This is a genomic window from Mesorhizobium sp. CO1-1-8, assembly GCF_020164875.1.
In the GTDB taxonomy this organism is placed as follows: Bacteria; Pseudomonadota; Alphaproteobacteria; order Rhizobiales; family Rhizobiaceae; genus Mesorhizobium.
This window is the reverse complement of record NZ_JAIUGZ010000016.1, coordinates 1-18,129: the sequence shown is the minus strand read 5'-3', so window position 1 is coordinate 18,129 and position 18,129 is coordinate 1. Positions and strand designations below refer to the sequence as shown.

Below are 18,129 nucleotides of genomic sequence, written 5' to 3'. Positions count from 1 at the left end.
CTGATCATCCGCAGCCGATACCGTTTCTCGCTTGGGGGGTTACGCAGAGCGATAGGCGGCCGCAGCATAGATGTCGCGGGAAGGCGGGGACCCGTTGCACCGCTATCTCAAAATTGGTTCTGCACCTGGACTACCTAAAAAGCTCTATTCAAGTGTCCCATCGAAGTGCGAGCAAGGAACGCCATTCGCAAGAAGCTTCGCAGAGTTTGAGTGTCGTTTAGATCGGATGTCACTGCGTTGAAAGGCAATTCAGCTCCAGGCGCGAAAATCGGACGGTACACTACGCCAGCACATCGGCATTCCGGCATCGATTGCATTGTCAGACTAAAACCCTTGCCCAAACTTACCATTCCGATCAACATGTCTCTGCCCACGGGAAAATGCTCAACTTGCGGGTCGTATCCTATATCTGACGATTCGCGGGTCAGACACTCGTGGATTACTGTTCCGATGTCGCATTTGCCGCCAAGAAAGCTCATATCCATCAAATCTCTCCAGTGAATCGTCTCCTTTCGAGCCAAACTATTGCTCTCTGGCAGAACAGCAACTACCCGATCCAGCCAAAGCTGGATGACATTGCAGTCAGGCACTTCGGGCCGACCCGTCAGCAACGCCACATCGAGGCGCCGCGCTCGAATTCCGGCTAGTAGGTCCTGCACGGCGGCTTCAACCAATACAGGGTCAGTGCGACGATGCCTCGACACGAAACGACCCAGCAGAGCAGTGACAAAGCTTGCGCCGCATGAAGCATCAAAACCGATCCGAAGCACCCCCCGTCCGGACTCGGCCACTATGTCTGCGGCTTCGTTAAGTTGCTCAAGGGATGCTCGGGCCCGCTCCAGAAACGCCCGACCTACTGCTGTGGGTACAACACCACTTGTGGTTCGATCGAATAGCGTCGCGCCGAGCTGATTCTCCAAATCCCGAATACGTCGGCTGATGGCGGACTGTCGGATGTTGAATTTTGTCGCGGTTTGCCGAAAACTACCGAGGTCTGCCGCCGCGATTGCGTAGCGGAGATGGCGGTGCTCAATTTCGCGCATCCACGTCCAGCCGGTTTGAAGGCTTTGCTTACGCAGTCTGCCTGTTTGACCCACGGTTCTCGTCAGTCATAGGGCAACTGTCGATCGGTTCGTCGTCGCAAAGCACAGTCCCCCCTATTCGATAAATCTGGCGCGTCGTCGTAAGGGCGGCCGGCGAGATGTCCACCATGATCCCTATAATCGACATGCCGTCGCTTTCTTTCGAGGGACCAAGTCGCTTCGGGCTCCAGCCAATCGAGGCAAAACGCTCGAACCAAAAATCTTCGCAGACGATAGTCAAATGGCGGATATGGCGTTGAAGGCACAGCTCCAAGACGCCGCAGCAGATAATACCGGCGGCCTGGCAAGAGCGGCCTGGCTCACGCAAATGACGAGCGACGAAAAAGCGGGTCCATTCAGAAATATCTTGGCCGCGTTGTGCGAGACCGTTGACCAGTTGCGGGAAAACCTCGCTCATCAAATGCGGTTTGAGACTTGGAACCAGCCTGGAGCCGGCTACGACCTGACCGGCGGCTGTAATGCCCAGAAGATGAGTGGCGTCCGGCGTATCGAATGCGTCGATCTCCCGACCGTCGGGGCGCTTCAGCGCATGCCAGCCACGCTCGCCGACATAGATCTGATGGCGCAGCTGGAAGTACTGATCGAGCTGCTCTCGATAGCGCACACGGTTTGCGGCATCAACGACGTGAACCTTGAACATCGTGGGGTCCTCATGGATGAGGACAAGGAGCATGCGCCTCCCGCCGGCGCCATACTCTGATCTGACGATGGTTCAAAGCTGGATTTCGTGCCTGCGAACCGCCTCGACAATTGCCTGCACTATGTTGGCCGTATCGAGCTTCTGTCTCACATTGCGCAGATGCGTATTGACCGTGCTCTCCGAAATGCAGAGGATTCTCGAGACTTCCCAGGCTGTCTTCCCTGCTGCGGCCCATTGCAGAATTTCACGTTCGCGTTTGGACAATCTCGGCTTCGGCTGCTTGTGCAAACCGCCGACCAGCCGATGGGCAGCCGAATAGGCATGACGGGCCAGAGCGTGAACGGTGCAGCGCGCCGACGGCGTCAAATCGACCTCGCTCCCTGCAAGCGTTACGGCAGCGCTTTCATTAAACGGGCACTGGATCGGTATGCAGATTCCTTCTCGCAGCCCAAACTCCGCAGCCTCGTCCATCACACGCCGAGCGTCCGCATCAATGCGACCTCGGGAAATGTCGCTCCAGAGAAATGGTGTCAGCGCGGTCCGGCACAAGGCGGCGCACGGATCATGACGATAATGCCCCGCGGCCATATAGTGATCGTACCAATCGGCGGGCCAACCGTTCACAAGGATGTGTTCATCGAGTGAACTGGTATTCGGGTTCGGCAAGTCAGTGACGAGACAGGCCACAAAGCCATAAGTTTGCACCTTGGCATGTAATTGCCTGATGACTTCCTTGACGCTGATTGTACCGTCCATTTTCGCCGTAGCTTCAAAGATCACGGCCAGATCTCGCTGCAATACGCGCTGGGTTGTCTTCGGCACTTCAAGATCGCTCCGGTGTATTGAGACGGAAAAAGATACGTGACTTCATCTCCATGGCAATCCACGCCGCGACGTTTGATTACTATAGTAGGTGGCACTAAAGAGCACGGCCTGACTGCCTCATCCGATGAGGCTGAGATCGGTTTTTGCCCGCAATCTGAGGTTGCTTCGACAGGCGACGAGCTTGTCACAGGAGCAACTTGCCGATCTTGCGGGGCTTGATCGCAACTATGTCGGCAAGTTGGAGCGGGAAGAGAACGCACCGACCTTGGACACCCTGGAGGTCCTGGCGCTGGCTCTTCAAATTGATGTCGAGATTCTGATCCGGCGCAGCCTTCGGCGACACTCAACCATGCCACCCGAAGATCAATAACTGCTCAGGACCCCAGTTTGCGTTTATCGGCCACACGACCAGGTGCCACCTTGCTGCGTGCTGCAGTGCCTTTCGTGGGCTGACGGATGAGGTCATCGACACTCGCCCCCAGCGCACTGGCGATTTTGGCGAGTGACAGGATCGTTGGGTTGCGGCGCCCGGCTTCAAGGCCGCTCAGATATGAGCGCGTGAACCCGGAACGGAACGACAATTCCTCCTGGGACAGCGTCTGTTCACGCCGAATCCTTTGAACGTTGAGGCCGACAACCACACGTAGATCCATGGCGGGATGGTCGCCATGGCGTACACTTTAGGACGACATACTATAGTGCACATTCGTCATTGACAGCCGCAAGCATTGCTGCTTTCCTAGTCGCGATGCGGAACATCGTACCGAAATAAGGAACATTCTGTGGCCGGCAATCTTTCGTTGGAGCGCGGCCTCGCCGTATTGGACCTGCTCAAGGATACGGATGAGCCGATTGGCGTGCGGGACCTTGGCCGCCGCCTCGACCAGAGCGCCGCTGCGGTGCAGCGCATCCTGAACACGCTCGCCGAATATGGCTACGTCGAGCAGGTTACGGAGTCGCGACGCTATCGGCTTGGCCATTCTGTCCTGGCACTGGCAGGATATATTTTGCGTAAGGACCGTCTCATTGGATTGGCCGAGACGGAACTTCAGGCCTTGGCCGCCGAAGGCTGTTTCAATGCTTTCCTCGCCGTGAGGCGGGGCGATAGGGGCCTCTATCTCCTGACTGTGCAGAGCAAAAGTCCGGTCATCATTCGGTCCTCTCCGGGCGAAACGTTCCCCTTGCACTCGACGGCGCTTGGCAAGGCCCTGTTGATGGAGTTGAGTGCCGAGGCCGTCATCGGAATCTTGGGGCAAGGTCCGCTTGAGCGCCTTACGCCAAGGACTGTCACGGAGACGAGCAAACTCATAGCTCAGATTACTGGCTCCGAAAGCGTCGGCTATACCACGTCGCTTGACGAGAACTTCGCTGGGCTGATCGCGGTCGGCGCACCTGTGCGCGACGCGTCGGGCGCGATTATTGCGGGAGTAAGTGTAGCCTATCCCCGTTCGGTAGGACCGCACGTTGAAATCGCCGAGATTGGCGAGGCGGTTATGGCGGCCGCGACCCGGATTTCCGTCAGCCTTGGTTATCGCGGCGCCATCAGCCATCCGGCCGGGGGTCCCAGCCATGCTGCTTAACGAATCAAGGCTACGGCAACGCATGGCTGATGCCGGGCTGGATGCAGTCGTCGCGACGGCGCCAGAAAACGTTACCTACATGAGCGGATTCTGGGCCCTCCCCCAATGGATTCGCCGGGGTCCGCAAGCCTATGTGGTGTGGCCCGCGTCCGACCGGGGTACGCCAGAAATCATCACAAGCACAAGCACTCTGGATCTCGTTGCTGACCAAGAGGTCGGTGCCGCAAAGGTTCGCCGCTTTGGCGAGTTCCATGCGGAACTTGGCCCCAATGCGGTCGGGGACGCAGTGGGCCAAGAACATCTCCAGCTTCGCAGGCTGCCGCCTCACCGAGATGCCATAGCTGCCCTTGTTGCAGCTTTGGAGGAGGCACGGCTTGGAAACGGCCGCGTCGGCATTGACGAAACCGGGTTTGCAAGCGGACATCTGGAGGCATTGGCTACACGTTTGCCAAACGTCAAAATCACGCCGGCGGCGGCGCTGCTGCGCGACGTTCGCGCCGTCAAGACGGATGACGAGATCGATCGGCTGAGCCAGGTCGCTCGAATCGCCGAACGTTCTATCGGGGCCGCGCTTGGCGTTGCCAAGGAGGGCGCGACTGAACTTGATCTCGCGCGCGCATTTCATGTCCAGACCATCGAAGATGGCGCGTTCCCGGTCCTGGGATGCATCGGTTTTGGCGAGCGAAGCGCGCTCATGAACGTCCAGCCGTCTGATCGCAGGTTGCGAGCCGGCGAGATCATACGCTTCGATGTCGGTGGCCGATTTCACCACTACCGCGCTGACGTTGCTCGCATCGCAACATTAGGCGATCCGCCCCACGAAGCTCGACGCCTTCACAAAGCGTTGCTGCGCGGAGTCCAGCGCGCCTGCGAGATCATCCGACCGGGCATCGCCGCATCGCATGTTTTCGGCGAAGTCATGCGCGTCGTTCAGCGCGAAGGAATTCCGCACTACAGACGCGACCATGTTGGCCACGGCATCGGCCTTGATGGGTATGACGCGCCGACGCTTTCGTCGAACAGCAGTGAGGTTCTCGAAGAGGGAATGGTCCTATGCGTGGAGACGCCCTACTACGAAATCGGCCGATGGGGATTGCAGGTCGAGGATATGCTCGTCGTTCGACATGGCGGCGTCGAGCGATTGATGGAAACGGACGGCGAAATCATCGTGGTGCCGCTATGAGCCACGCCACAGGATTTTCCTGCATTCGATGCGGCACCGCCTTTCCTGTCGATCTACAGATTGACTCACGGGGTTGCCCCAATTGTGTTGCCGTCGCGCCAGCCAATCTGAAAGTGGTCTACAATCGTCAGAAGCCCTCACCTTACGATGAGACCCAGCAAACCAAACTGCCCTCACTGTGGCGTTACGCCGACATGCTGCCTTGCACGCCCGGCGAAGCGATCTCCCTGGGCGAAGGCCTGACGCCGCTATTGCCTGCGACGGTGATCGGCAGCGCTCTTGGTGTCCCCAATCTTCTTATCAAGGACGAAGGTCGAAATCCGACATGGTCTCACAAGGACAGGTTTTCGACCGTCGCCGTATCGCTGGCGCGTCTGGCCGGAGCAAGGGTTGTCGCCACGGCCTCCTCAGGAAACGCGGGCGCCTCGCTTGCCGCTTATGCCGCACGAGCAGGCCTGCGGTGCGTCGTCGTCACATTCGCGGGCACCGCAGGCGCGATGCTGGCACAGATCAAGAAATACGGCGCCGAGATTGTGCCATTGGCCGACAAATCCCAACGCTGGCCTTTGCTGGCGGCAGGCGTTGAGCGGTTTGGATGGTTTGCCACCTCGCCGTTTCAGGCACCGGTCGTCGGCAGTCATCCTTTGGGGATCGAGGGCTATAAGACGCTTGCCTATGAAATCTTCGAGCAAATGAATGGCTCGATGCCTGATTGGTGCGTTTTGCCGGTCTGTTACGGCGATGCCCTTGCGGGGTTGTTCGAAGGTTTCACCGACCTTCTCGATCAGGGGAAAATCGACCGCGTTCCCCGTCTCGCTGCCGCCGAGATCCATGGCTCCTTGTCTGAAGCACTCGCCAGCAAGACTGACATGATCACGGAAGCTCCGGCCGCGTTCGAAACCCTGGCAGTGTCGATCGGAACCACGCGAAGCACCTTCCAGGCGCTGCGAGCGCTTCGTCTTTCGGGCGGCACCGCTGTACGCGTCGGCAACCGCGGGCTCATTGCGCTGCAGCAGCAGCTGGCGGCCAGTGAAGGTATCTTTGCCGAACTTGCTTCGGTCACGCCTCTCGCAGCGATTGAAACTCTAAGGCGACAAGGCGCCATCGTCGCCTCGGATCGCGTGGTCGCAATTATCACGGCAAGTGGCCTCAAGGATCTCGATCGGTCAACAATACCCGATGGTCGGCAGACCGTGTTTGAAACCGCCGAGGAAGCCTGGAAGCATTTGCTTAAAGACGAGGGTTACTGCTCTGCGCGATACGAAACCGTCTGAGTATTTATCGCCAGAAGACCATTCGGGATCGATGCCGCAGGCAGGTTCAGGACATCGTTCTTTCCACTGAGCCGGCCTCAAAAAAGAATCCTCCTTCGAGGTGCCATGGCCAACACCGGCGCAAGCTCGATCAAAAAAATGGGAGAAATTTCGTGATCTCAAGAGTTATTGCCCACTGCATAGCCGCAATCGGAATCTTTGCGGCTTCAGCCGCTATGGCAAAGGAAACAATTACTGTCGGAATTACGCCGACCGGCGTGCCATTCACATTCGTTGATGCAGCCACGCAAAAGCCAACTGGTGCGATGGTTGATCTCGCCACGGCCATCGCGGCGGACATCGGAGCGGATGTCGAATTTCAGATCAATGCCTTTCCTGCGCTGATCCCCGCACTGACGACCGGCAAGATCAACCTCATTTCGGCCAGCATGTTCGTTACCACCAAACGCCAGGAAATTATCGATTTCAGCATTCCGGTCTACGCCTACGGGGAAGCGATGTTCGTCGCCGCTGACGACAGTAATGATTATACGATCGATCAGCTTAAGGGCCAGAACGTCGGCGCACAGATCGGCTCGACATATGCCGATGCGTTACAAGCGTTAGGCGTGTTCGGCCAGGTTAAGCTCTATGACTCGATCGCCGATATGATGCGTGACGTCGTTCTGGGGCGCATCAGGGCTGGCTTCGGCGACAGGCCCATCGTTGCATACCAGATTTCGCGAAATCCCAAGCTCGGTGTCCGTCTTGTAGGCGGCTATCGACCATTGCACGAAGGTGAGGTTGCGTTGGCCGTCGCCAAGAACAATTCGCAGCTTTTGAACGCGGTGAACACTTCGATAGCCAAGTTTGAGAAGAACGGCGAACTGGCGAAAATCTTATCCAAATATGGACTTTGAGGCGCTGCACCGGCCCAGCGATAGGACAGCCAACTGGTCGATTTGGACCGCGCGCTGATCTGGGAGGTGACGCCCGGATTCGGAAAGGGCAGGCCATGAGCACATTCGTTACGAACGCAACAGAATATCTGCCAATTCTACTCCGGGGTGTCTGGCTGACAGTGCTGACCACGACGCTTGCGTTGTGTCTTGCAACAGCCCTGGGGCTGGTGTGGGCGATAATGAGAACGTCCGGAATCAGCTCCCTCTCCGTCCCGGCGCGCTTTGTCGTTGAGTTCTTACGCGGCATCCCGCTGCTGGTCGTGTTGTTTTATATTTACTTCGTTGCACCCGACATTGGCATCAATCTGACCGCGCTCCAGGCTGGCGTGCTCGGTCTGGGCCTAGCCCATTCCTGCTACCTCGGCGAAACGTTCCGGGCCGGAATTGAAGCGGTCGATAAGGGACAGATAGAAGCAGCCAAATCGATCGGCATGCGGCGGCCTTTGATGATGCGCCGCGTCGTGCTGCCACAGGCGCTGAGGATCGTGCTGCCACCCTACGCCAACAACATGGTGATGCTTCTCAAGGATTCCTCGCTCGTGTCGGTTATCTCGGTGCAGGAACTGACCATGCAGGGAAAGATGCTGGCATCGTCAACCTTCGACAATATGACCGTTTTTACCCTTGTGGCCGCTCTCTATCTTTGCCTGACGATCCCTTTGAATTTCCTTATGCGGCGCGTTGAGATCCACATGGAGTCGGCGGGATGATTACGTTTGACAACGTGCATAAATCGTTCGGCCGCCACGAAGTTCTCAAAGGTATCGATGCCGAAATTGCCAAGGGCCAAGTCGTATGCCTGATAGGTCCTTCGGGATCGGGCAAGTCGACGCTTCTGCGTTGTGTAAACGGCCTGGAAGACTACCAGCGCGGTCGCGTCAGCATCGATGGCGTCGTTGTCGACGCAGCTTCGCCACACCTTCACTCAATCTGCACCCGTGTATCGATGGTCTTTCAGAGGTTTAACCTCTTTCCGCATCGCACGGCCCTGGAGAACGTCATGGAGGGGCCTGTCTATGTGTTGAAGGAAGACAAGCAAGAGGTCCGTGAGCGGGGCATGGCGCTGCTCAACCGTGTGGGTCTCGCGGAAAAGACTAATTCGTATCCTTCGTCGCTGTCGGGTGGCCAACAGCAGAGAGTTGCCATCGCTCGTGCCCTGGCAATGCGCCCCCAAGCCATTCTCTTCGACGAGCCTACGTCAGCGCTGGATCCGGAAATGGTGGGCGAGGTGCTGCAGGTCATGCGTGTCCTGGCGGACGAAGACATGACCATGCTTGTGGTCACACACGAGATCCAGTTTGCCCGGGAAGTAGCCGACAGGGTGCTCTTCCTCGATGGAGGTCGCATCGTCGAGCAGGGTCCCGCCAGGGAACTGCTTCGCGAGCCGAAACATGATCGCACCCGTGATTTTCTGCGGCGCGTGACGCACCCCATGTGAAAATCACAGGCAGGTGGCGCTTGATGCCGATAGGGCTCCCGCAACTTCCCAACAATCGCTATTGCGATCATGCCTGATCTCTCAGCACCGATTGCAGCGTTCGCCGGTTCCACGAAAATCGCGTCCACTCGGTTTCCGCGGCGGGCCTGATCTGATCGATGTGGGTCGGCTCAAGCGGCAGCGCCAAAGGCCAGCCGTCCAACGTGGCGAGCCAATCCCCGTTGTAAACTGTGTCGGCGTGGCGATGCCCCTCATCAGGCATGATCGCGATTGTGGCCGCCTCGGGATTGTTTCGCGCGAACCAATCGGCGACCAACGCTGCCGCTCCGCTCGTTGGGCCCATGAAAACGCCATGCGTTCGAAACAGCTCATGAGACTTTGCATAGGCAGGCAAAGCCCCCACCCAGTGAACCTCATCGATCATGTCGTGCCTCACATTCTCCGGAAGGACGCTGTTGCCCAGCCCGCGCAGCATACGTCGCCCCGCAGGCTGGCCGAAAAGGATGCTCCTGTGCGTGTCGACCGCGACGATCCGGAGTTCTGGAAACAGTTCTCGCAGAAAACCCCCAGTACCGCACAAGGATCCCCCGGTCCCCACACAGCCAACCAGACAGTCAATCCGGCCGAACGAACGCACAACCAGGTCCGCGAGGCGGCCATATGCAAGCCGGTTCTCGGGACTGTCGTACTGCCGTGGCCAATACGTATCTGGCTGTTGCGAAAGGATGTGCTGCAGATGTTCAAGACGGCCAGGTTGATTGCCGTCTCCCTTCGGATCGGCAATTGCCACGACCTCCGCCCCCAGCTGCTCAAGGCGCCGCGTGAGCTTGACGTCGATCAGGCTAGAGGCGGTAACAAGCGTAAGACCATAGCCTCGGGCGGCGGCCAGCATCGCAATGGCGAGGCCGAAAGTCCCAGACGTCGTTTCGACAATATGACCCCCGCGCGCGATGCGGCCGGTGGCTTCCGCACGATCGACCATAAATCGAGCCGGCATCAGCTTCATCAGCGAGAAACATGCTGCGTTCAGATTGGGAGCCAGCCTTGCGAACCGCGGAGCTTCGAAGGCACGCAGGTAATCTCCATTCTGTATCATTGGAGTACCACGCCTTCCGCGTTGAGCGAAAACACCTGAACATCGGCAAAGCCTGCATCGGTCGCTGTCTTCGCGATTTCACCGGCACGCAAGGCTGCTTTTGGCGCGTTCGCATCCAGGAGGATGCCGATCAGGGTACCGCTGTGGGCGACCTGAACGCCGCAGGCGCCAAACCACTGAGACAATGCAAGCACCGTGTCAAAATGGGCCTTGGGCAAATGTTTCTGACTTATGCAAGCACTCACGGTCGCAAGCCGTCCGAGCAACATCGGATCCTGCAGCCGGACGGAACAATACGCCAAACCTCGAAGAGCTCGAAACGTCTCGATTTCCTCGCTGTCATAGCGGGCTCGCCGCATCCCCAGAGTGTCCACGGCCTGATCGTCGGCGCCGCGGAACCCCACAACGAAGACGGGCGGAAATTCTCCGCCGAAGTGTTCGATTGGACGCCCTTCCCGGTGTGCAAAGAGGATCGCCTGATCCTGGTAAGCTATGGCATCACTGGCACCTTCAGCAGCAACCGCCAACCGAGCAACCGTCGACTGACAAAGTGTGGTTCCTGCGGAAGCTGCAACAGCGCGGATCGTGGCTGTAACATCCGCCGTGGACGAGCCGTAACCGTGTCCGATCAAGATAGCGCTCTCGATCGTGAGATCGCCGCCCTGTCCGCCTAGGCCCAAGTGGCCAAGCGTCAGTTCCGCGGCCCGAGCTGCCTTGGTGCGGTTCTCGGGGCGAGTCCGAACGCCACCTTCCTCTCGCGGCCAGAAAGTGACCGTCGATTCTTGCGAAGGCAGCGGAAGCGTGACGAGGCCCCTGTGGAGACGCCCCTCCCCGTCTTCAAAAACGCCTTGCAAAAGCTCGCCGTGATGGGCGCTGGCCCGAGCCGTGCCCACGCAAAGCGGGCGATGCCCCTTGCCTTCCGCGTCCACCATATTTTTCCTAATGAATTTGCCCTTGCCCTTGCCTAGGTTCGACATCGCGACATCTCCTTCGCTGGAAGCATCTCTGAATAATGCTTTGGATCGCCCGCGTTCGTCTTTCACCAATTCTAGGTATTTTACTTGGTGCAAATTTGAAGGCTGGTGGCTTGCCCGAGAGCATCGACGATTCGGATGACAGCTACTCGCAGATGCGCCTTGAGCCTGACCGGGAGCGGACGCCTTCTTCAGTCTCCGATATCGGGAGTACTGACGGCGACGCGCAGACGCTGGGACGTCCGCGATATCGCCCAAGCGCATCAGATCCGACAGCGCGACACGAAGTTGCGGCCAGGGGAATTCGGAACAATCCTCGCACGATTGCCCTTCTTCGAGCACGACAGCCAGTTTCGCGCAGACACCCGGAATGGACTGCGCCGGCGCGGCCCATAAGGCGGCAGCGAGTTTCTGCTCCTCCATTGCTGCCGCCTCCTCCTCCCGTCTTGCCGCGGTATAGCCGACGGTCCTGTCGGCCAATGCCCATCGTGTTGTGATCCAATCGGTTCGATGGGACAGAACCGCTTCTGGAAAGTCGCCGCGTATCGGCCTTCCCGTTGAGTGAGCCGATTTCGATAAGCTGGGTCTCCAGCCTTTGCTGTTTTCGGCACAAGGTGGTCGTCTTGGTTGGCCGCGTGCCATTGCTCCAATAGAGACAGGTCGTCTCGTAGTGCTGCCGGATGATCGGTGCCGTGCGGAATTGCTCGTCGCAAAGCGGCCACCGCGGCGCTTATGAAGGGTCGCCTGCGAGTGACAACAGGACGAGTCGTGTAATCTCAGAATCAGCCATGATCCGTGTTTCCCAACAACTGGATTGTGATTAGGTCGGACAGGTGCAACATGCCTATGTAGAATTGCATTGATGTCAAAACGAAAATTTGGAGTATAGTGCCGAAGGGTTGGAGGGCCTCTGTCGAGGTGGGAGAGCGCAATCAAGAGCGGGTTACGATCGAAATTCCACAGAACTTTCGAAGTTTTGTGAACGGCGCATTGCTTCGCGTTCAGGCCCAGTATCCCTCGCTTCGCTTTTCAGTATCACCTGAGGGCATAGAGGTAGCCTCTCTTCCGCTCGACCATTTGGAGGACGTGCGCAAGAGCATTCTGCATACCGTTTATCGAGAAAAAATTTATGTCGAGACCCTTCCGCTTCGACAGGCGCTGATCACTGCGGTCACTGCGAAATGAACGTTTGGCCGCTTAAGTTTCGAGAGCGTCCAAACGGAGAATTGCTGTTCACCGATGATGCCGGTGGATTCTTCGTGGGAAGTCGTCAGTTTCTCGAGAGGTACACAGGCGACGGTTTATCGGCCATGGACAGCCATTTTCTCCGCGACAACGGTCATGCGTTCGAGCGCGAAGGCGATCCCGACTGGATGTCATTTGCCTATCGGTGGGCACGGCGGCAGTCGAAGCCGCAAGACCTCTCATACCTTATCTTGATCCCCACACTTCGCTGCAATTTGACCTGTGGCTATTGCCAGGTCTCGCGCGCTCCCGAATCGGCGCAGGGCTTCGACTGGACCGATGAAACATTGCAGGCGGTGCTCGGCTTCATCGACGCGATGAAGGGTCCGGAAATCAAAATCGAGTTTCAGGGTGGAGAACCCTTGCTTCGGATTGATCTGCTCGAGCAGGTTCGCGCCTTCACCCGTTCAAAGTTTCCGAACAGCCAGTTTGTTGTCTGTACAAATCTGCAGCGCTTGGGCGACCGAGAGTGGACCTTGCTCGACCAGCCGGACACGTTCGTCAGCACCTCGTTGGACGGAAGCCACGAAACCCACACACGTCAGCGCACGCATGATTCCCAGGCTACCGACATGTTCTTCGGCAACCTGGCAGAAGCCGTGCGCCGCCTCGGCCCCGGCAAGGTTTCAGCATTGCCGACAATAGACGTTGACCGACCGCCAGATTTCGAAGACCTGGTTGATAATTTCGAGTTGCACGGAATACGATCGATCTATCTCCGCCCGATAAATCACCAAGGTTTCGCTCGGCGTCGAAAGAGCGATCCAAAATCAATCGCCAAATGGAATGCGCTTCACTCCGATTTCATCGACTACATTATCGACCGAAATCACCGCACCGGCCGTTACGTCGAAGAGTACTATTTCAGCCAGTGTTTGAGTCGGTTTCTGAGATCGGGAGCCGACAATCACGTTGACCTGCGCAATCCAAATTTCTTCGCCTCAGACTACATCGTCATCGATCACGACGGGCAGTTGTACCCGACAGACGAAGCTCGAATGCTCTCCCGTATTGGACGCGTTGATCTGTCGATTGGGACCGTTGCCGCCGGTGTCGACCAGACGAAAGTACAACTTCTCAATCAGGTTTCCATCAACAACTTCGATGCCGACTGCATCCACTGCGTCTATCAACCCTTTTGCGGAACAGACGTCGTCGATGACCTGTCACGGGACGGACGCGTTGATCTGGCTCGCACTGAGACCTGGTTCTGCAAACGGCATATCTCGCTCTTCGACAAGGTCGTCGAGGTCATCACTCGCCGCGATGATGCGGCGATGCAATCGCTAGCCCGATGGGCACGCGTGCCATCGTGGGGGGATCACATGATCCCTGTGCACGTATGATTCCGCTTCGTCTCAAAATCGAAACCGATGTCGTCGATCCCTACGTTGTTCGCCTCAGGTCGTTCGAAGGAATGTTGGAGGACAGCAGCAACGCCGGTTCGCTGGACGCAGCGTTGGAGAGCGCCAGTTGCGGAAAACGCCGACTTTATCGGAACGATGGGCACGCTTCGTGTATTTGGGGTCGATCCGAGCGAAGTGGATGGGGATGTGATGTTCGTCGTGCCGTGGCGAGGAACCGCACATCGCCTGATCCGGGCGAATTCTCGACACAACACGCTTTTGGTGACGGAACGGTGCGATCAGCTCTGTTTAATGTGCTCGCAGCCGCCAAAAAAGCAGCACATCGACATGTTTCCGTTCTTCGAAACAGCCGTGCTCTTATCGCCAGAAAATTCGACCATCGGCATATCGGGAGGCGAGCCCACGCTCTTCAAATCAGAGCTATTCGAGTTCCTGGAGAGAACGATGTTGGCCCGCCGCGACATCGTTTTTCACGTCCTGACCAATGCCCAGCATTTTAATCGTCATGACCTCGTTAAGTTTCGTCATCTGGATTTGACTCGCATCCTTTGGGGCATCCCAGTTTACTCGAGCGATCGTGAGGCCCACGACCGTATCGTGGCGAAACCAGGTGCGTTCGACCAGGTTAGAAAGAGCCTGTCGCTCCTGTGCGAGGCTGGCGCAAAGATTGAACTGCGCACAGTGCTAATGAAGCCCAATGCACCCAAGCTATTTGAGCTAGCGAAATTTGTTACGACGGCACTGCCGTTCGTTAATAAATGGGCAATCATGCAGCTCGAAAACATCGGCTACGGTCGACAGAATTGGAACTCCTTATTCTACGACAGTTCCATGGGCTTCGACGTGGTCGGCAAGACACTGGACTTTTCCATAAGCCGCGGGATCGATACCAAGCTTTACAATTTTCCGCTCTGCACAGTTCCCGACGAGTATCGGACCTTTGCACCTTCGACGATCTCGGACTGGAAACGAACCTACGTTTCAAATTGCACCGATTGCAGTCTCCGGAGCGAATGCGGCGGTTTCTTCGAATGGCATCCGAAGGCACACGGATACGAAAGGTTTGGTGTCGCATGAAAAAGCGACTTTTCACGATCCCCTCTTTGCTCGCTGCCGGGTTCATGCCGATCGAGAGCGTCGCAATGCCGCTCGCGCCTCCTAGTGACGACAGCAAGACAAAATCACTTTTCGATATTTTCAAGCTTGATCACAAGTTCACACTGGCGGGTCACAGCTCACACAGCAGCCATAGCTCCCATAGTAGCCACCGATCGTCGGCGGGAGGCACCTACTACCCGCCTCTCGCGCCCGTCTATCAGGCGCCGGCGCCGATCTATCAGGCCCCGGCCTACCAGGCGCCCACGACTGCGCCTGCAGCTCCAACGCCTTTAGTCGTCCTTCCCGGCAACGCCAATAAATTCAAGGAAATCGTTCTTCAGGTCCAGTTTGCCATGCTCTCGTTCGGCTACTACAATGGCGAACTGGACGGCAAGATGAGTCAGCAGATGAGGGCTGGTCTCTCAAAAATGCAGTCCGACTACAATCTGAAAGTCACAGGTACTATTACACCCGAGACGTTGAACGCTCTGCGGATTACCGCAGAGTGACGTGTGCAGTCTGGATGGCAGTTTCGCGCGCCATCGACTATGCGCCGGCACGTCGTGATTGAGCCGCCGCTGCTGGCCGGCCATAGCAGTGTATTTTTGGAACGCTGGCGCGGCGAGCAGCTGTTCCGCTGCTGGGCGCAATCCTGCCGGGCAGTTTCTGACGCAAACGGGGCCGGAAGCGGATGGACCGCTTCTGGCGTCCAAATCACGATAGGGGACAAACAAATTCGATCTGGTTGCTGGCACGTCCCAGTTGCAGGGTGGCCAGCGCGAGTTCCGGTCTGCCTTCGGTTACTGCAGCAGCGCGGCTGTCCTGTCGAGCGCTCCGGAAAAACCCTTGAGCGAAAGCACGAGGTTGGTCTCCTTGCCACCGTCCGCGATCACCTTGACCTTGAGGCTCGATGCGTTGCGCAATGCAGCCAAAGTGTCTCCCTCGAAGCTCAGGTCGACCAGGCAGCCCCCGGGTACGCAGGTTCGGAAGCGTAGCGCCGGAAGCACCACGCCGTCGTCGATTTGCAGCGCCACGCCTTGATCCAGGGCAAGGCCGAACGGCAAAATGAGCGTTCCTTTCACGGACTCGCCATTCGGGTACAATTCGATGGCGATCACCCGCTGCCGCGACTGTGCGTCAGTCTGCTCCTGTGACATTGAGCAGGCTTTGGCTGCCGCACCGTTCTGGGTGGAGATGTTGCAAGACACCGTCCAGTCGCCGTGCCCTTCCCTTAGAGAAGTCGCGCCACCTGGCAGCCCGGCCTCCTGGGCAAACGCCGAGATGGCAAAGCCCATGACCAGCAGCGCGGTGGCTATCAGCAGAACGCTTCTGCCCCAATTCTTCCGAGTCATATTCTTGCCCGTTCGTTTGGAAGCACTCTCCATTAGGAGAACCGCTCCGAATGGTCCGATATCTCAGCCTTGTAGCGAGGCTCGCATCTACCAGCGCACGCTGAAGCCGACCTTGGCTCCTATGGAGTTGCTGTCGCCGAACTTCTCGAGACTGGTCTTTGCGGTTGCTTCCCCGAAGACGGCGTATTTGCCGTCCGCGAAGTCCAGCGAGCCGCCGAGGCCGACACCACCCCACAGAGCCTGGTTCTGGCTGACCAGCTTCACGCCCGATACATCGACATCGGTGCCGTCGAGGAAGTCGTAGTAAAGATTGGCGATGCCGTAGATGTGCGTGCGGCTGACCTGGCCCGCCGCATCCGCCCACTGGTCCTCGTAGTCCGCCGACAGGCCGAGACGGCCGATAAGACTGTCGCCGCTGCCGGGCGACACGACCGTGCCGAACTTGTCGGTGAACGTGTCGAAGCGGACGTCGGAGTAAGCAAGCTGCGCCTGCGGTGTCAGCGACCACTTGCTGGACAGTGCGATCTTCTGGCCGCTCTCGATGCTCAGCGCATAGCCGAAGCCGTTATTGCCATCGGCCAGTGTGCCGAGCGTGGCGGAGCGGATATCGCTGTCATACCATGTCGCCTGCGCCTGGGTGTCGACATAGAAGCCGCTGTTGCCGAACCAGGTCAGCGTGCCGCCGACGCCGTAGCCGGTGGCTGCGATCGAGCCTGTGCCGAAGATCGAGGATATGTCCGCCGAAGCGGTGCCGTAGTGGGCCGTGATCCCGCCGATCAGCACGCCGGCCTCGTTCTCATGCAGCAGGCCGTCGACGCCGGCATAGAACTTCCAGGTCGTCACGTTGTAGTCGGTGCCGGTGGTCGATGTCTTCGGATCGAGCTTGGCGTGCGCCGCCTCGATGCGGGCCCAGATGGCCTTGCCGTCGACCGGACCCTGACCGGGGACATCAGCACCTTCCGGCGTCGCGCCCTCGCCCCACGACCTGTTGCCGATGCGCTGCTGCAAGGTCCCGAGTTCGTTGAAGGTCTGCAGCACGCCTTCATAGGCCTCGTAGAGGGGCGCACTTGGAGCGTAGAGCGGGCCTGGCGGGTTGTCGGGAGTGGTGAGCGCGGAACGTAGATACCAGTCGCCGTCATCGGGCGTGCTGACGCCGTTCTTGTAGAGCCGGTAGGCATAAGCGCCGCCGACCACTGCCTGGTCGCCCTGGAAGACGTAGTCGCCGGCAAGCGAGAAGGTGCCGGCCGAGGTGCCGCCGACATCGATGATCTTGATGCCTTCCACCGTCTGCGCGCCGCCGCCGCCGAGATTGGCGACCTTGAGCGTGGTGGTCCCGGCCGTGTTGCCGGTGACGACCAGCCGGTCTGTAGCCGAAGTATCGCCACCGAGCACGGTCTCGATCTCCAGCGTGCCGCCATTGCCGGTATAGTTGCCTGCAATGGTGAGCGTGCCGGGCACACCCGGATTGCCGGCTGCGATGACACCGCCCGCGGCATTGGTGGTATTGCAGAGGGTGCCGGTGCCTTCGAGGCGCCCGCCGGAAAGCACGTTGACGTCGCCGCACAGGCTGCCCGAGACGTTGACGGTGCCGCCGCCGATCGCGGTGGTGCCGGTGAAGCCGGAAGAATCTGCCGTCAGCGCGAGCGTGCCGGCACCTGTCTTGGTCAATGCGCCGGCGCCCGAGATCACCCCGTTGAGCGTCAGCGTGGTGCTGGCATCGGTGGAGAGCGTGCCCTGGCCGAGGACACCAACGGCCCGGCCGCTGGCAAAACTCGCTGTGGTGTTGAGCGTGCCGCCGTTGAAGGAGAGCCCGCCCGCCGCGTCGCCGAGATTGGCATCCGCCGAAACCTGCAGCGTCCCGCCACTGATGGCGGTGCCACCAGTGTAGGTATTGGCCCCGCTCAGCACCAGGGTGCCGAGATCGGTCTTGACCAGATGCGAGCCGCCGGTGAGCGCGGAAGCGATCGTGGCCGTGTAGCCGGCGCCTGCACTGGTGCCGTCGCCGACCCGGAT

19 protein-coding genes are annotated in these 18,129 nt (G+C 58.6%); 11 read left to right on the top strand and 8 right to left on the bottom strand.

Translation table 11 applies throughout. The annotated features are described in order from the left end of the window. Positions 1-134: 134 nt before the first annotated feature. The 3 genes from LB558_RS26090 to LB558_RS26080 all read right to left on the bottom strand — a co-directional run bounded on the left by LB558_RS26090 (position 135) and on the right by LB558_RS26080 (position 2,565). A complete protein-coding gene (locus tag LB558_RS26090) occupies positions 135-1,043 on the bottom strand; it encodes a LysR family transcriptional regulator (RefSeq protein ID WP_224700188.1) in 909 nt (302 codons plus the stop codon). A 28-nt stretch (positions 1,044-1,071) separates the two neighbouring features. Beyond that, positions 1,072-1,743 (bottom strand): acyl-homoserine-lactone synthase, encoded by a 672-nt coding sequence (locus LB558_RS26085; protein ID WP_224559355.1) that lies wholly within the window; start codon positions 1,741-1,743, stop codon positions 1,072-1,074. A 72-nt stretch (positions 1,744-1,815) separates the two neighbouring features. After that, complete coding sequence (locus tag LB558_RS26080) at positions 1,816-2,565, bottom strand: helix-turn-helix transcriptional regulator (RefSeq protein ID WP_224700187.1); 750 nt, start codon at positions 2,563-2,565, stop codon at positions 1,816-1,818. A 127-nt stretch (positions 2,566-2,692) separates the two neighbouring features. Here LB558_RS26080 and LB558_RS26075 point away from each other — a divergent pair, with 127 nt between their 5' ends. Next, the gene (locus tag LB558_RS26075; RefSeq protein ID WP_224559357.1) at positions 2,693-2,938 is read left to right on the top strand and encodes a helix-turn-helix domain-containing protein; all 246 of its coding nucleotides are present in this window, start codon (positions 2,693-2,695) and stop codon (positions 2,936-2,938) included. 4 nt (positions 2,939-2,942) lie between these two features. Here LB558_RS26075 and LB558_RS26070 read toward each other — a convergent pair whose 3' ends face one another. Further along, positions 2,943-3,221 carry a helix-turn-helix domain-containing protein gene (locus LB558_RS26070; RefSeq protein WP_224559358.1) on the bottom strand — a complete coding sequence of 93 codons (279 nt, stop codon included), beginning with the start codon at positions 3,219-3,221 and terminating at the stop codon, positions 2,943-2,945. 129 nt (positions 3,222-3,350) lie between these two features. Here LB558_RS26070 and LB558_RS26065 point away from each other — a divergent pair, with 129 nt between their 5' ends. The 6 genes from LB558_RS26065 to LB558_RS26040 all read left to right on the top strand — a co-directional run bounded on the left by LB558_RS26065 (position 3,351) and on the right by LB558_RS26040 (position 8,984). Next, positions 3,351-4,148 (top strand): IclR family transcriptional regulator, encoded by a 798-nt coding sequence (locus LB558_RS26065; protein WP_224700186.1) that lies wholly within the window; start codon positions 3,351-3,353, stop codon positions 4,146-4,148. After that, entirely contained in the window at positions 4,138-5,331 is a 1,194-nt protein-coding gene (locus LB558_RS26060) for a M24 family metallopeptidase (RefSeq protein WP_224700185.1), read from the top strand. The genes LB558_RS26065 and LB558_RS26060 overlap by 11 nt, the downstream gene beginning before the upstream one ends. Further along, positions 5,328-6,605 carry a threonine synthase gene (locus LB558_RS26055; RefSeq protein ID WP_224700184.1) on the top strand — a complete coding sequence of 426 codons (1,278 nt, stop codon included), beginning with the start codon at positions 5,328-5,330 and terminating at the stop codon, positions 6,603-6,605. The genes LB558_RS26060 and LB558_RS26055 overlap by 4 nt, the downstream gene beginning before the upstream one ends. Positions 6,606-6,757: 152 nt before the next feature. After that, positions 6,758-7,504, top strand: a complete 747-nt coding sequence (locus tag LB558_RS26050; protein ID WP_224700183.1) for an ABC transporter substrate-binding protein — start codon at positions 6,758-6,760, stop codon at positions 7,502-7,504. Positions 7,505-7,599: 95 nt separating this feature from the next. Further along, positions 7,600-8,256 carry an amino acid ABC transporter permease gene (locus tag LB558_RS26045; RefSeq protein WP_224700182.1) on the top strand — a complete coding sequence of 219 codons (657 nt, stop codon included), beginning with the start codon at positions 7,600-7,602 and terminating at the stop codon, positions 8,254-8,256. Beyond that, positions 8,253-8,984, top strand: a complete 732-nt coding sequence (locus tag LB558_RS26040; protein ID WP_224700181.1) for an amino acid ABC transporter ATP-binding protein — start codon at positions 8,253-8,255, stop codon at positions 8,982-8,984. The genes LB558_RS26045 and LB558_RS26040 overlap by 4 nt, the downstream gene beginning before the upstream one ends. Before the next feature lie 67 nt (positions 8,985-9,051). Here the strand turns inward: LB558_RS26040 and LB558_RS26035 are convergent, their stop codons facing one another. Together LB558_RS26035 and LB558_RS26030 are read right to left on the bottom strand one after the other, a co-directional pair. After that, entirely contained in the window at positions 9,052-10,080 is a 1,029-nt protein-coding gene (locus LB558_RS26035) for a cysteine synthase family protein (RefSeq protein WP_224700180.1), read from the bottom strand. Beyond that, entirely contained in the window at positions 10,077-11,477 is a 1,401-nt protein-coding gene (locus tag LB558_RS26030; protein WP_224700179.1) for a hypothetical protein, read from the bottom strand. The genes LB558_RS26035 and LB558_RS26030 overlap by 4 nt, the downstream gene beginning before the upstream one ends. Positions 11,478-11,972: 495 nt before the next feature. On the opposite strand from LB558_RS26030, the gene LB558_RS26025 reads away from it, so the two are divergent. Genes LB558_RS26025 through hxsA form a run of 4 tightly spaced genes read left to right on the top strand, consistent with a single transcriptional unit; the run spans position 11,973 to position 15,273 of the window. Next, positions 11,973-12,239, top strand: a complete 267-nt coding sequence (locus LB558_RS26025; protein ID WP_224700178.1) for a hypothetical protein — start codon at positions 11,973-11,975, stop codon at positions 12,237-12,239. Continuing rightward, a complete protein-coding gene (gene hxsB / locus LB558_RS26020) occupies positions 12,236-13,645 on the top strand; it encodes a His-Xaa-Ser system radical SAM maturase HxsB (RefSeq protein ID WP_224700177.1) in 1,410 nt (469 codons plus the stop codon). The genes LB558_RS26025 and hxsB overlap by 4 nt, the downstream gene beginning before the upstream one ends. 27 nt (positions 13,646-13,672) lie before the next feature. Continuing rightward, the gene (hxsC, locus tag LB558_RS26015) at positions 13,673-14,743 is read left to right on the top strand and encodes a His-Xaa-Ser system radical SAM maturase HxsC (RefSeq protein WP_224700176.1); all 1,071 of its coding nucleotides are present in this window, start codon (positions 13,673-13,675) and stop codon (positions 14,741-14,743) included. Then, complete coding sequence (gene hxsA, locus LB558_RS26010) at positions 14,740-15,273, top strand: His-Xaa-Ser repeat protein HxsA (protein ID WP_224700175.1); 534 nt, start codon at positions 14,740-14,742, stop codon at positions 15,271-15,273. The genes hxsC and hxsA overlap by 4 nt, the downstream gene beginning before the upstream one ends. A 291-nt stretch (positions 15,274-15,564) precedes the next feature. Here hxsA and LB558_RS26005 read toward each other — a convergent pair whose 3' ends face one another. Both LB558_RS26005 and LB558_RS26000 read right to left on the bottom strand, forming a co-directional pair. Continuing rightward, on the bottom strand, positions 15,565-16,149 hold the full coding sequence (locus LB558_RS26005; protein WP_224700174.1) for an invasion associated locus B family protein: 585 nt from the start codon (positions 16,147-16,149) through the stop codon (positions 15,565-15,567). Between the two features lie 54 nt (positions 16,150-16,203). Then, positions 16,204-18,129, bottom strand: a 1,926-nt coding sequence (locus tag LB558_RS26000; protein ID WP_224700173.1) for an autotransporter outer membrane beta-barrel domain-containing protein, incomplete at its 5' end; no start/stop codon positions are given.